A 13,041-nucleotide genomic window follows, 5' to 3' on the forward strand; every position below is an offset into this window, starting at 1 on the left:
TTATATGGTAACAAAAGTGCAGGGCTTCATGACTAGCCAACCCATAGAGGCAGATTTTCCCGTTACGTTCCTAAATGAAACGGCAATAGTGCAGGTACCCGAGCGGTTGAGCGTGCTTGAGGCTGTCGGCTTTAAGCAAACCTGCCAAGAGTTAACCCAGCTCACACCATGTCCTAAGAAAATCATCATTGATTTTCGCCAGACTATTTTTATGGATAGTAGTGGTTTAGGAGCCTTGGTAAGTAACTATAAACTTACTCAAGAAAAACAAATTGAATTTATACTGCTGAATGTTACCCCTCAGGTCATGGCAGTACTCAATCTTACAGGGTTAAATGATACTTTTTCAATAGAGTCTGACGTTGATACACTCCCATCATCAAATCGCCAGCTTGAAGAGCAGCTACCAACCACACATCCTTCTGTACGCTCTTGGATGAAAAGGTTCATAGATATCGTTGGTGCATTGGTAGGTTTAGTAATTACAGGAATTTTGTTGATCCCCATTACCGTTGCTATTAAAATTGACGCTCCTGGTCCTATTTTCTTCGGTCAAACCCGATGTGGTTGGATGGGTAAGCGTTTTCGGATTTGGAAATTTCGCTCCATGTATGTTGATGCAGAAGCGAGAAAAGCCGAACTAGAAAAACAAAATCAAGCTCAAGGTGCATTTTTTAAAATTGATAATGACCCAAGAGTTACACGAGTTGGTCGTTTTTTACGGCGAACTAGTTTGGATGAACTGCCTCAGTTTTGGAACGTTCTTAGAGGAGAGATGAGTTTAGTCGGTACTAGACCACCTACACCTGATGAAGTTGAACGCTATGAAGTTCCAGAATGGCAGCGTTTAGATGTTAAGCCAGGTATGACGGGAGAATGGCAAGTGAATGGACGGTCTACTATACGTAAATTTGAGGATGTTATTCGCCTAGATCTACAGTATCAAAAAAACTGGAGCTTACTGTATGATCTAAAGCTGATTTTTAAGACGGTAACCATCCTGCTTAATAAAAACAGTGGTGCTGTGTAGACTAACCGGAAACAATACCCAAACATTTGGAGACACAAGCAAATGATTGTGTCTCTTTAATGTGTTTATTGAAACTTATACCAATTTTTTGTGAAGCTGCACATTATTTTTACCCCCCTGTAGTCCCCCCTTGCTAAGGGGGGAGGGCGTAGCCGGGGGTCAATATATGGAGCTTCATATAAAAATGGTATTACTCTGTCCAAAAATAGCAAAACATTTCCTCACCTCACTCTCAAGGGCAGAGTGAAGGTAAGAGTCGATATGATCAATAACTTATAATTTTCCAACTTTCTACTTAAGTAAAAGTTACATAACAGAATTTTTTTTATGTACTAAATAAGTATCAAATTTATCATCGCTTAAACTAAGAACACAAGTTAATTTTTACACAATCTTTAAAAAAGAATACTGAAAATAAGACAGTCTGAAGAGACAATGCAAATAGAGGTGCTCTATCAGCACAAGTGTTGAAGACCAACACAGTTATTTAACAAATTAGGTTTCTTCTGACTGAATTTAATTATGAGAGTTTTAATTTACTCATACAACTACTATCCAGAACCAATTGGAATCGCTCCCCTGATGACCGAATTAGCAGAGGGATTGGTTAAACGGGGGCATGAAGTGCGTGTAGTAACTGCTATGCCCAACTACCCTGAGCGTAAGATATACAAGGACTATCAAGGCAAGTGGTATCAAACCGAAGTTAAGAATGGTGTGCAAATTCAACGTAGTTATGTTTGGGTTCGTCCCCAACCTAATTTGCTAGATCGGATTTTGCTAGATGCTAGCTTCGTTGTCACAAGTTTTCTACCAGCCCTAACGGGTTGGCGTCCAGATGTTATTCTCTCAACATCACCCTCTCTCCCAAGCTGCGTCCCAACGGCTCTTTTAGGATTACTACACAATTGCCCTACAGTATTGAATCTTCAAGATATACTCCCAGAAGCAGCAGTCCACGTTGGTCTATTGAAAAATAAATTGCTCATCCACATATTTACTCTTTTGGAAAAATTCGCCTACCACACCGCTACAAAAATTAGCGTGATTGCTGATGGATTTATAGACAACTTACTCGGTAAGAAAGTAGCAGCTAGCAAAATTGTGCAAATTCCTAACTGGGTTGATGTCAATTTTATTCGCCCTTTGGCAAAAGAAAATAATGCTTTCCGCACTGCCCATAACTTAAATGGTAAGTTCGTAGTGTTATACTCTGGTAACATTGCCCTTACTCAAGGATTGGAAACAGTAGTCAAAGCAGCTTCTTTGCTACGGGATATTCCAGATATTAAGTTTGTCATTGTTGGTGAAGCAAAAGGGCTAGAACGATTGCAAGCTAAGTGTCAACAAAGCAATGCAGACAATGTTTTGCTACTACCATTCCAACCACGGGAACATTTGCCAGAAATGTTAGCTGCTGCTGATGTAGGTTTAGTGGTACAAAAGAAAAACGTTGTATCTTTTAATATGCCATCGAAAATTCAAGTGCTACTTGCTAGTGGTCGTGCATTAGTGGGATCTGTGCCTGATAATGGCACTGCAGCAAGGGCTATTAGACAAAGTGGAGGTGGAGTGGTTGTTCCTCCAGAAGATCCTCATGCCCTAGCTAAAGCAATTTTGAATTTGTACAAACATCCAGAAAAAGTCAAAACCCTGGGTTATAACAGCCGCCAATATGCTGTTGAACAATATACCTTTGAACAAGCGTTAAACCAATACGAGTCTTTGTTTTACTCTGTCATAGCTGAGAAGACATTAGTTGAGTCAACAGAATTTACCAGTACTGCTTTGCGCCATTAAAAACAAAAAAAGCTGACTAGGTGGTTAAACGAAATTAAGGGGGTAACCGAGAATTAGACAACAATGTTTATTCTGTTTGAGTGTTTACCAAACTTTTCCTCGAACAACGGCCAGTATTGTAAGGATATCTGAGTGTGTTTACCACTTTCACTGGGGTTCCGTTTGTTGCGTTTATCAGTTCTCCTTTGCCCACGTAGCACGTAAATAGGTCTTTGCTCTTGATTTAGAATATAAAAAGAAATCTGGAAAATTACAGTTTAAAGCCTTTATTCAAGTGCAAAGAGCAGAAACGCGCGAACAAGTCCTAGGTTGGTTAAAAGAGAATGTTCCACCCAACAGAGTCAATCACATTCTCAGGGTAGAGCAAATGGCAATTGATTTGGCCGTACATTACAGTCTGGATCCAGAAAAAGCACTCTTAGCAGGCTTAATGCATGATTTGGCCAAATATTTTCAGCCACAACGACTTTTACAAATGGCGAAAGCAGATGGGTTGGATGTAGACGAAGTCTTCGAAGCAAATCCCCATCTATTACATGCAGATGTGAGTGCCATTGTGGCTAGAGATCTATTTGAAGTCAAGGATGAAGAAGTATTACAAGCGATCGCTAATCATACTTTAGGTAGACCAGGCATGAGTTTACTAAGCTGTATTGTATTCTTGGCAGACAGCTTAGAGCCAGGACGCGGCGACACCCCTGAATTACAAGCCCTACGAGAAATTAGTCGTCAAAATATTTATCAAGCTGTCTGGAAGACAAGCGATTACACTCTCAAATTCTTGCTTTCAAGCCCTTGTTTGATTCATCCGCGAGCCATAGCAACCCGCAATTGGTTTATAGAAAAGTGGAAATCTAATTAGCTCATTAGACCCGGAGGCGCGTAAGCACGGGTTTTTTTTGTTAGGATCTAAGAAACGATTCACACAGTTGCAGTTAAATTATTGTTTGTAAATCATTGTAAAAAATTGTCACAAAAAATATAAAGCAGCTGAGGTTTAATGTCTGATTATTTCCAAACAAATTTCCCAATACAATCTCTTGCACTGACGGAAAATGGAGTAAAAGCCACATCAGCTGGTAACAGCGATGATGTGACCAGAAAAATAGCTTTAACCATCGCAGATGCAGCGGCAGACAAGAAAGGTGGCGATATCTTAGTACTATTTGTAGCAGATGTCTCCTACCTGGCTGATTACTTTGTGTTAATAACCGGCTACTCGAAGGCGCAGGTAAGAGCGATCGCTGAAGCAATAGAAGAAAAAGTACAAAGTCAGTGGCACCGCCGTCCTTTAAGAGTAGAAGGAAAATCAGAGGGTAGTTGGGTACTACAAGACTACGGCGAAGTGATTATTCATACTATGATGCCCAAAGAAAGAGAGTTCTATAATTTAGAAGCCTTTTGGGGTCATGGAACACGTATTGAATTTCCAACATCTGTTGACAGCGAAGGGAAGGCAACAACATGATAAAGTCTTCAGTGTCCAATTGCCCGGTTCCTACTGAACAACAACCACTAAACGAGTACGAAGAATTAAAATCTTCCTGGCTTTTTCGTGACTGTACTCTAACTTGGGGTAAATATCTCACGACGATAGCATGGATTTGGGGTTTTTGTGCTCTGTTGGCAGCACCAGTAGTAGCGACAAGCTTTCAGCCACACAAACAGAGCCTACAATTTATTCTCTGTAGTGTCGCAGGCTCAAGCATAGGGGTAGTGTTGGCACTGTTGAGATTGTATCTGGGTTGGTCTTATATTCGCGAGCGTCTGTCAAGTCCGGTAATTTTTTATGAAGAGTCGGGATGGTACGACGGTCAAACCTGGATGAAACCCCAAGAAGTGTTAACTCGCGATCGCTTAATTGTCTCATACCAAATTCAACCGATCATGCGGAGGTTGGAAATTACTTTTGCAGGCTTGGCGGCGTTGTTCGTTGCTGGTACTATAGTTTGGCACTTAGTCTAAATAGTTAGGGGTTACGAGTAAAAAACTCTTAACTCCTAACTCCTAACTTAATAAAAAAGAGATAGATAATAAACCCATGACAATGGGAAAACGAACTCAAGCCGCCACCCTAGAAGTTAGGTTGCTGCGGGAAGGCATTATTGAATCACGCCATACAGTCCAAGCTGTGGTGTGTGACGAACGAGGACGAATCCTCTCGGTTTCGGGAAACGCCGAAACTGCTACATTTGTTCGCTCAGCCCTCAAACCATTTCAGGCGCTTGCTGTTACCAGCACAGGTACACTGGAACGTTATGATTTGGGCGATCGCGACTTAGCAATCATCACAAGTTCCCATAGAGGCACAATAGAGCAAGTACGACAGGCATTTAATATCCTTTGGCGTGCTGATGTTGATCCCTCAGCACTTCAATGTCCCATTCCCGAAGGAAAGCAAAGCCCTTTGGAATATAATTGCTCTGGTAAACATGCTGGGATGTTAGCTGTTTGTCAACAATGTCATTGGCCTTTAAATAATTACTTACAGCGTAAACACCCAGTCCAGCAGTTAATTATATCTAAAGTATCAGAATTGCTGCGAATGCCATCGGAGGAATTTATCAGTGTTCATGATGACTGCGGCGCACCTACCTATCTGATGCAACTCGGTCAAATGGCGTCGCTATACGCTCAGCTAGCTTCTAGGAGCAATTTAGATTTAGAGCGCATTGTCCGCGCCATGACCAATTACCCAGTCCTAGTTGCAGGAGAAGGGGAATTTGACACCGAACTAATGCGCCTAACTCCCAGAGAACTCATCAGTAAAGCTGGTGCTGAAGGAGTGCAATGTATTGCTAGGCTCGGTGAAGGCATGGGATTAGCAATTAAAGTCATGGATGGAGCAAAGCGTGCAAAATATGCTGTTGCTATTCACCTGCTTCGCCAATTAGGTTGGATTACTCCTAGCGTCGCCGAAACCCTGTCAGAGAAGTTCATGAGCATAGGTAAATACAAACGTTTAGAAGTTATTGGAGAATTATCGATTTTGTAGTTGTCAAATTCTGATTTAGGGTTTATACTAAAGAAGACGACGCGGGATAGAGCAGCCTGGTAGCTCGTCGGGCTCATAACCCGAAGGTCAGTGGTTCAAATCCACTTCCCGCCACCAACTACAAAATAGAACCCTGTGACTTAATTAGTTGCAGGGTTTTGTTTTAATTAATAGAATTCAGGAGTCAGGAGTCAGGAGTCAGAATTCAGGATAAATATAGTCTTTCGAGAATTTCTATACATTAAGTTCAGTTACAAGGCTTTACTTGATCTTCTTGCGAGCAAACGCGAGTAATTGTTGCGCTTCTGTATAAGCAGTTGTCCCTGATTTGACGCCTTCTAGTTGATTGATAATTCCTTGGATCTCACCTTTTAGTTGCTGAGGATTAGAAGGAGGGCGAGTAATCAATCTTTGAATTTGCTGGTTAGCCTGTTTGAGGATTTCTTGTGAAGTGCTTTCAGCTTTTGTTCGAGTTTGTGCAATTCCAGCATTAGTCTGATAAGTTACCAATAGCTTTTGCGCTTCAAGATAGTTAGGATCTCCTACTTGAATCTTTTGCAAGCGATCAATCGCCTGTGACCACAAACTTTGAATTTGTCCCCACTCATCTGCTGTATGGGGTGGGTTTTGAGAAGCTTGTGCAGCTTGTAGAGCAAATAGCTTTGCAGCTTCGATTAATGTACTAGTTAGGTCACTACCAGCAGTAGTCTTGGTAATATTCTTAAAGTCGCGGTTGTAAGCTGCTAGCTTAGTTGCTGCCATTTTCCCTGCTAGTGTTTCTTTAGGAATTTGTTCTAGAGAATCAATAGCAGTTTGCATGGAAGCGATCGCTTTGTGATTCTCTGGTGTATTCTGAGTTTGTTCATATTGCTGCTTCGCTGTGTTGAGAGCCTGTTCACCTTGAGTCAGCAATTTCAAAGCATTTTTTTCTTGGAAAACTTTGGCGTCCATTCGCGCCACCCGACGGCGAGCATCTTCAAACTCATCTAAGGTAAACCGCCAAGTACAACCCCATAAACTACAATAAGCTTGAGGATAGTAACCTAAAAACCAAACAGGCAAATTATCTAAATTTTTTTGTCCCTCTTTGACTTTCTCTCCACCCCGTTCAATATCGGCAGAACTTGTAGCTGTGTTAACTAGCTGATCAGCTTGCTCAAGGGAATTAATTGCTCCTCGATAATTATGATCCATACTTATAAAGCTGGGTAACAACAAGAGTGGTGCCTTTTTAGCAATTGGATAGCGGATCATTGGATAGGGTAGATTGACTAGCCAAATTACCCCTGCTGCACTGGTTAAAAGTATAAATGTCCATTTAATACGGCTGAACATAGAAACACCCTGTATTCTATGCTTTTAGTATTCCCACTAGGATTGAAAAATTACTCACAATACAGAGGACAGCTTTTGCACTGTTAAGGTGGAGTATCAGCAGAAAGCCGTTATTGTTTAATACCAATTTCCTTAAATATCGCTACACATCAAAACTTCTCGCAGAGTACGGCGTACCCTATCCCTGCGGGCTCGCTGCGCTAACACCGAACCCCTAGCCCCTACAGGTTCGGTGTACCTAATTTATTTGAAAACTGGTGTAAAAAAATTCTCAAACAGGCTTTTTTGTGAATTCTCAACAAAATCAGCGAAATAAGCATTGTCATGATGTAGCGATTTGAGTCAAGAAAAAACTCATTTATCGATGTATCTATAATCAGGTTATATGTTTTACTATTGTCTGCCTTAGTTGTACACTCTAGTTGAATCACGACAACTAAAGCTTGAACTGATTTCTGGTTGTTGATTTTTTCTTGTCGTCTCGTCAGAATCTGAGATTTGTTAGCTTTATCAAGCTGCTTTTGTGAACCTGTCAGCGATATTTTCGATAAACTTTTCCCTGTGTCTTCTACAAAAACGGAAGGAGAAACAGCACTAAGGGATGCAGTCAAGGCATAAAATAATGCGCAACCAGCTATAAATACGCCTAATTGTTTGCTTAATCCTTTCATAACCGGTATCTCATAGAAATAAGTGTCTTGATATTAAAATCTTCACAAATGAGAGCGAGTTTTATTCAAATAAAAGCTTTTTTTTAAAAATTATATTTTTGGTCAAAAGCATAAAATGACCTCGTGGTTTTACAGATTAGTACAGGAAGCACAAAAAAACTCAATGTTTTCCTATAGTTAATAAAGCCTATCAAAGGAGGCAGTTGCTTGAATATAAGCTTGGATAAACAAAAGCTCAATACATACTCGCTTTCTAAATTACTAGTGTTTGATCAAGAGTTATCCGAAAGAATTTCTACTTTTTTCTATAAGCTAAATAAATTGAATTTGCAGCCAGTAGCTAAAAAACTTATATCTTTTGATAATGGACACGGGTGGACAGCGCAACAAACGGAATCCGCTGTTAGTCTTTACAAGATGTTTCTTTGTCTTCATTTCTTGTTTCCAGATAAAGAACTAATTCCAACCCAAGAGATTGACGAAGTATGGCACACCCACATTTTGTTAAATACCTGTAAATATATTCAAGATTGTCATGAGTTATTTGGATATATTTTGCATCATCAATCTCCTATTGCTGAAATGTCTGGACAATGCAAACCTTATAAAAAGGCTACAGAAGTGAGTCAACTAATTTTGGAATTGTTTGGAGTAAAAATTATGCAAAATAGTAGATATCAGCTTTCAGCCTGTGTGGTATTACCTCCCTATAAGAGATCCTTAACGAGGAGTGCTTGTATAACTATTCCGAAGATTTAAGTTGCGAATGCAATCGGGTTTTATTCTGAGAACAAAGTACGCATTTCTGTAGCTTCTGTTGCCATTCTCAGACTTTCAAAACCCTCTGCGGCTTCTTTTGCCCAACGTTTGGCTTGAGTTAAATTAAGAGATAGTTTTTCTAGTTTGGCAAATGATGCTTTATGGTAAGCAATGGAATGTTTATCTTTGTGTCTCTCTGCTATCGGGAAACTTAATTCTAATAATCGCCGTGCTTCAACTAAATTTCCGAGTTGAAGCGCAACATCTGCTAACCAATTTTGGATTCCTATCGCTGCTCTTTGCCATTCTGCTTCTTGAGCAGTCACTAATGCTTGCTGGAAAAGGTTTTGAGCCTCCAGGTAATCTCCTGCTTTAAAAGATATCTGTCCTCGATAGTAGAGAATATGAACAAGCTGTGCTTTTTTTTGCAACTCAGGCAGATTAGCTTGTTCTAAAAGTTTTTCCTCCTCTTGGAGCCACTCCTGAGCTTGCTCGCACTGTTGCTGATTAATATACAAAATAACCATGTTTGTAGCTAGCTCTAACTGCATAGTTATGGTTTGGTTCTCACGTAAATTCCAAGCCTCCTGCAAAAGAGCCTCCGCTTCTTGGAGTTGGTTATTTTGCCGCATTCTGATTAATGTAGTGGCGCGATCGCTCATAACCTCCACCACAAAAACCCAATCACCAGCTTGTTTTGCAGCTTCAATTAACCAAGCTGACCAATCTAAACGCTCATCCCAATATCCCCGGATATGAATATAACCTTTAATATGTTGCCAAATTGTTCGCACATCAGAGTACCTTGCTTGACTAATACACCATTCAAGTACAGCTCTAAGATTTTCCCATTCAGCTTCTAAATAACCATAACCAAGAGACCACTCCCTCCAATTTGTACCTCCGTAAGCCTCCGAAAAGCGGATATACCAATTGACCCATCGCTGTTGCAACTTTTGAGCCAATTCGCGATCAAAGGCTAACTCAGCAGCAGCATATTCGCGGGTACACTCGAGTAGACTGTAGCGTCCTTGATGCTGATAAACCAAAGAAAGTTGCTGTAATTTAGCCAATCCTTGAGATGTAATCGCTGGGTCAGCTTGCTCAAAAGCAACACTAGCAGCGGTTTCTCTGGTAACAGGTTGAACACCAAGAGAAAGCGCCATTAGCAGATGATGGGGAGGTGTACCTCTTAAAGGGATGACTGACCCTGCAAAACAAAAACGGGCAACATCACCCTCAGGTTCCCTGATTTGTGCTAGCACATCTTCCAGTAAATAACCCCCCGCCATTTGACCAACAGCATAAATAATTGCACCAGGTATTCCGCTCACTCCATCAAAAAGTCGCTCTTGTTCTTTAGCACTAAGATTTATACCTTTTTCTTTGACCTCATGTTCGATAAGGCGCAAACCGTGTTCTCTAGGTAAACAGCCAAGACGAATTGGTACAAACAAAGCTTGTTCGCGAGTAGTGATGATGACTTTTACGGTTGGTGGTAAGTCATAGAGGAAGGAGAGAACCTCCTGTTGATCTTCGATGGTTTCCAAATTATCAACGATTAATAAGGTTTTTGTTCGAGATAGTTTCTCTCGAATTGGGTTGAATTGTTCCTCTAAAGGTAAATTCGTGATTTCACAAAGGTCTAAAACGCGAGCAATTTCTCTACAAATATCTCGCAGGGTACGCTCTCTAGTTAATCGAGGTAGGATACCAATAGAAGTGAGATGATTCTGTTTAGCTGAAGTAAAGATGATCGCTTCAAAAGCCGCAAGGCTTTTAACAAAATGTTCGGTATGACTTCCTTCCAAGCAACGATAAGCTACTTCCACCACTAAAGTTGTTTTACCTACACCGCCAATGCCATCTACGCTAATTAAATGAGCAGGGTGCTGAAAATCAAGAAGTTCCATGAGTCGCGTAGTTTCTTGAGTGCGACCCACAAAGGCTGTATATTCTCTTGCTGGTAAGTTTTGATTTTGATAAACAAGGCGTTTTTGTCTGGGAGTTACCAAATTGGGTTTAGCTTCTTGGCAGGGTAGATTAGCTAACTGAGTAAGCCCTGAAGACTCCTCTGTTTCCTCTAATCGTTCCAATTGTTCCAATTTGGTTGTCAAGAAAAATCTAAGTTTATTTTCTTTTCCCCGACTAGCACCACTAATGTTGAACTTCTTGTACACCTGACCCATCCGTTTCAAGCAAGCATCCGGCGATGTACTCAATTGGGCGGCTATTTGTTCGTAACTCAGCCCATCCCCCATTCGCATTAAGAAAACTTGCTCTTGGTCTTTTGACAGTTGATGCTCATTAGCCATTTGAGAAAGAAAATTACGTGGCAGCATTCATCGAAAAATAATTTGGCTATTCATCCTTCAGTTTACTCGCTTTTCCGAGGTGATTATAAGGATATGTGAGGTTAAGTATTGTAAAAATTACTAGTTATCTCTGTAAAAGAGCTATATTCTCAATTTAACTGAGGATTTAAGAGGATTAACTCGGATCTTGCTCCTTCTCAAGAAGGGCTGGTCTACAATGCCTACCCTACGAAAGAATAAGCCTTTTGGGCTTCAATTTTCGCTGCAAAGACCGTGATGCAAGACCTGACTGAGTTGAATGAAGACTGTAAGAAATAGTTATGTGGGTGTGGCTTGAGTACAGGATGAGAAGATTGCTGTTGTCCCACCCAAAAAAATAAATATTCGGATTTTTGTCCAACATGCATAAAACTACGCCTTGGAATAGAAGACTAACATAGGAACCCAAAAAAAGGAGAGTAAAGCTGAGGAATTAGCTTGGACATTTAGTTTTCAATAAGTTTCGACTGAGGTCTGTTTTGATAAGACCTAATAGTTATATGAACTTTCGTAAATATAAAGTTATATGAATAACTGAAAATCAATAACACACAAACAATGGGTATCTTGCGATGGTTCAAAATCAACCACAACCTTCTTTAGAAGAAATAGCTGTAAGAGCTAAAACAGCGTCAATACAGGCAAAGGATAGCTCGCTTAATAGCACAGAACAACAACAAGCATTCTTAGAAAAACAAATTGCACTCACAGAACTAATGGATGTATTAATGAAGCGGATAAAGAATGAATTTCCTAAACCTAGTGGTGTAGACGCGTCAACATATATTTATGAAGAATCCCTTCAGGATGTCTTGTTATATATCTGTAAAAATATTGATAAATATGATCCAGAAAGAGGTTCTGTTATGGGTTGGGTTGTTTTTCATCTGAAAAACAGAAAAAAAAGAGTCATTGATTGGTTAAATTGGAAAGGAAATGTTACATCTATATATAAAGATGGTCATGATTCCGAGAAAAATATTCTCGATTTTTATTGTCCTTTAGAGGTTCGTATTCCTCTCCCATCGGAAGAAATGATAGATTTTATTAAAGAAGATCCAGAAAGATTATTAGCAAGTACGTTGTTTAAAAATAATCCAAAAGCAAGCTTTCAAACCATTCTACTAAAAAGATACGAAGAAGATAAATCTTGGAAGGAAATTGTTCAAGAATTAGAATTAGGAGCAACGCACGGACCTGTTTCCACGTTTTATAGAAGGTGTTGTGAAAAATTCGCTCCTTACTTTAAAAAGTATATTTATCAATAATTGAAATATAGGGAGAAACAAGCAATGAATTCTAATCAATTGGCTTTTACAGTTCCTTTAGATGGAAGAATGATCAAAGTCGCTGAAAAACTTAGTAAGCAACAGAAAAAAACACAAAAGAAACATGAAGTATATCTTAATACTTTAGCTGTATTAGCAGTTAACTTCTACTGTCAGTGTATGGAAATTGAAACAGAATTAGAAAAAAGTTCTGGTTTAGATAGCGTAATCATATCTTTAATGAATACTGCAAGCTTATTTCTTAAAGACAAGGGTTTACTCGAGTGTCGACCTATACTTCCTAGAGATGAATTTTGTCACATCCCAGCAGAAGTTTTATCAGAACGTATCGGTTACATGGTAGTTGAAATTGATGAGGCTAATAGAGAAGCAAGAATATTAGGTTTTGTTGAATCATGTGAAACTGAAAAATTACCTTTGACTCGATTAAAGCCTCTACAAGATTTTTTAGTGTGTTTGCGATCGCCAGTTATGACCAAAGTCGCTGCAAGTGCTCTCGGAGGTGCTGTTTCTAAGGTAGGTAACAGATTAGTTAAGTTAAGCGAATGGTTTGAAGGCTTATTCGGTAATGGATGGGAGTTATCTGTTGCAAGGGATGTCGCAAAGGATATTCCTCCAGTGAATGCGACTGAAGAAGAAGTAGGTGCTGCAAAAATTATTCGCTTATTCCATGTATCAGAACCAGTTTTGTTAATTATTAGGCAAAGACGATTACGTCAGAATCAGCTTCAAATCATCTTACGAATTTACCCAGCTCGCGACTCAATCTTCTTACTAGATGGGGTCAAGCTGCCATTACTAGCTGATC

General features: G+C 39.8%; 12 protein-coding genes and 1 tRNA gene. 10 read left to right on the forward strand and 3 right to left on the reverse strand.

Going from position 1 to position 13,041, the window contains the following annotated elements:
* The first annotated feature begins 4 nt into the window (after positions 1-4).
* From G4P69_RS21200 to G4P69_RS21230, 7 genes are all read left to right on the forward strand, one after another.
* Complete coding sequence (locus G4P69_RS21200; protein WP_208338882.1) at positions 5-1,030, forward strand: exopolysaccharide biosynthesis polyprenyl glycosylphosphotransferase; 1,026 nt, start codon at positions 5-7, stop codon at positions 1,028-1,030.
* 522 nt (positions 1,031-1,552) lie between these two features.
* Positions 1,553-2,830: a WcaI family glycosyltransferase gene (locus G4P69_RS21205; protein ID WP_208338883.1), complete on the forward strand. Its 1,278-nt coding sequence runs from the start codon at positions 1,553-1,555 to the stop codon at positions 2,828-2,830.
* Between the two features lie 274 nt (positions 2,831-3,104).
* Positions 3,105-3,692 carry a bis(5'-nucleosyl)-tetraphosphatase (symmetrical) YqeK gene (gene yqeK, locus G4P69_RS21210; RefSeq protein ID WP_208338884.1) on the forward strand — a complete coding sequence of 196 codons (588 nt, stop codon included), beginning with the start codon at positions 3,105-3,107 and terminating at the stop codon, positions 3,690-3,692.
* A gap of 138 nt (positions 3,693-3,830) precedes the next feature.
* Entirely contained in the window at positions 3,831-4,298 is a 468-nt protein-coding gene (gene rsfS / locus G4P69_RS21215) for a ribosome silencing factor (protein ID WP_208338885.1), read from the forward strand.
* A complete protein-coding gene (locus G4P69_RS21220) occupies positions 4,295-4,795 on the forward strand; it encodes a CGLD27 family protein (RefSeq protein ID WP_208338886.1) in 501 nt (166 codons plus the stop codon). Before rsfS ends, G4P69_RS21220 begins: the two co-directional genes overlap by 4 nt.
* Positions 4,796-4,871: 76 nt before the next feature.
* The gene (locus tag G4P69_RS21225; RefSeq protein WP_208338887.1) at positions 4,872-5,825 is read left to right on the forward strand and encodes an asparaginase; all 954 of its coding nucleotides are present in this window, start codon (positions 4,872-4,874) and stop codon (positions 5,823-5,825) included.
* Positions 5,826-5,865: 40 nt separating this feature from the next.
* A tRNA-Met gene (locus G4P69_RS21230) sits at positions 5,866-5,942 on the forward strand.
* A 144-nt stretch (positions 5,943-6,086) separates the two neighbouring features.
* Here the strand turns inward: G4P69_RS21230 and G4P69_RS21235 are convergent.
* Both G4P69_RS21235 and G4P69_RS21240 read right to left on the reverse strand, forming a co-directional pair.
* The gene (locus tag G4P69_RS21235) at positions 6,087-7,160 is read right to left on the reverse strand and encodes a hypothetical protein (RefSeq protein WP_208338888.1); all 1,074 of its coding nucleotides are present in this window, start codon (positions 7,158-7,160) and stop codon (positions 6,087-6,089) included.
* A 221-nt stretch (positions 7,161-7,381) separates the two neighbouring features.
* On the reverse strand, positions 7,382-7,831 hold the full coding sequence (locus tag G4P69_RS21240; RefSeq protein ID WP_208338889.1) for a hypothetical protein: 450 nt from the start codon (positions 7,829-7,831) through the stop codon (positions 7,382-7,384).
* 219 nt (positions 7,832-8,050) lie between these two features.
* On the opposite strand from G4P69_RS21240, the gene G4P69_RS21245 reads away from it, so the two are divergent.
* On the forward strand, positions 8,051-8,590 hold the full coding sequence (locus G4P69_RS21245; protein ID WP_243903005.1) for a glycine-rich domain-containing protein: 540 nt from the start codon (positions 8,051-8,053) through the stop codon (positions 8,588-8,590).
* A 20-nt stretch (positions 8,591-8,610) separates the two neighbouring features.
* Here the strand turns inward: G4P69_RS21245 and G4P69_RS21250 are convergent, their stop codons facing one another.
* The gene (locus tag G4P69_RS21250; protein ID WP_208338891.1) at positions 8,611-10,932 is read right to left on the reverse strand and encodes an NB-ARC domain-containing protein; all 2,322 of its coding nucleotides are present in this window, start codon (positions 10,930-10,932) and stop codon (positions 8,611-8,613) included.
* 584 nt (positions 10,933-11,516) lie between these two features.
* Here G4P69_RS21250 and G4P69_RS21255 point away from each other — a divergent pair.
* On the forward strand, positions 11,517-12,212 hold the full coding sequence (locus G4P69_RS21255; protein WP_208338892.1) for a sigma-70 RNA polymerase sigma factor region 4 domain-containing protein: 696 nt from the start codon (positions 11,517-11,519) through the stop codon (positions 12,210-12,212).
* 24 nt (positions 12,213-12,236) lie between these two features.
* A partial coding sequence (locus G4P69_RS21260) for a DUF1822 family protein (RefSeq protein WP_208351013.1) occupies positions 12,237-13,041 on the forward strand: 805 nt, incomplete at its 3' end.

Origin of the sequence: Aetokthonos hydrillicola CCALA 1050, assembly GCF_017591665.1 — a bacterium.
In the GTDB taxonomy this organism is placed as follows: Bacteria; Cyanobacteriota; Cyanobacteriia; order Cyanobacteriales; family Nostocaceae; genus Aetokthonos; species Aetokthonos hydrillicola.

What these genes read in the sequence shown, in the direction of transcription:
- G4P69_RS21200 (WP_208338882.1), top strand. Translation starts at nt 5, where the DNA reads ATGGTAACAAAAGTGCAGGGCTTCATGACTAGCCAACCCATAGAGGCA.
- G4P69_RS21205 (WP_208338883.1), top strand. Translation starts at nt 1,553, where the DNA reads ATGAGAGTTTTAATTTACTCATACAACTACTATCCAGAACCAATTGGA.
- rsfS (WP_208338885.1), top strand. Translation starts at nt 3,831, where the DNA reads ATGTCTGATTATTTCCAAACAAATTTCCCAATACAATCTCTTGCACTG.
- G4P69_RS21220 (WP_208338886.1), top strand. Translation starts at nt 4,295, where the DNA reads ATGATAAAGTCTTCAGTGTCCAATTGCCCGGTTCCTACTGAACAACAA.
- G4P69_RS21225 (WP_208338887.1), top strand. Translation starts at nt 4,872, where the DNA reads ATGACAATGGGAAAACGAACTCAAGCCGCCACCCTAGAAGTTAGGTTG.
- G4P69_RS21235 (WP_208338888.1), bottom strand. Translation starts at nt 7,160, where the DNA reads ATGTTCAGCCGTATTAAATGGACATTTATACTTTTAACCAGTGCAGCA.
- G4P69_RS21240 (WP_208338889.1), bottom strand. Translation starts at nt 7,831, where the DNA reads ATGAAAGGATTAAGCAAACAATTAGGCGTATTTATAGCTGGTTGCGCA.
- G4P69_RS21250 (WP_208338891.1), bottom strand. Translation starts at nt 10,932, where the DNA reads ATGCTGCCACGTAATTTTCTTTCTCAAATGGCTAATGAGCATCAACTG.
- G4P69_RS21255 (WP_208338892.1), top strand. Translation starts at nt 11,517, where the DNA reads ATGGTTCAAAATCAACCACAACCTTCTTTAGAAGAAATAGCTGTAAGA.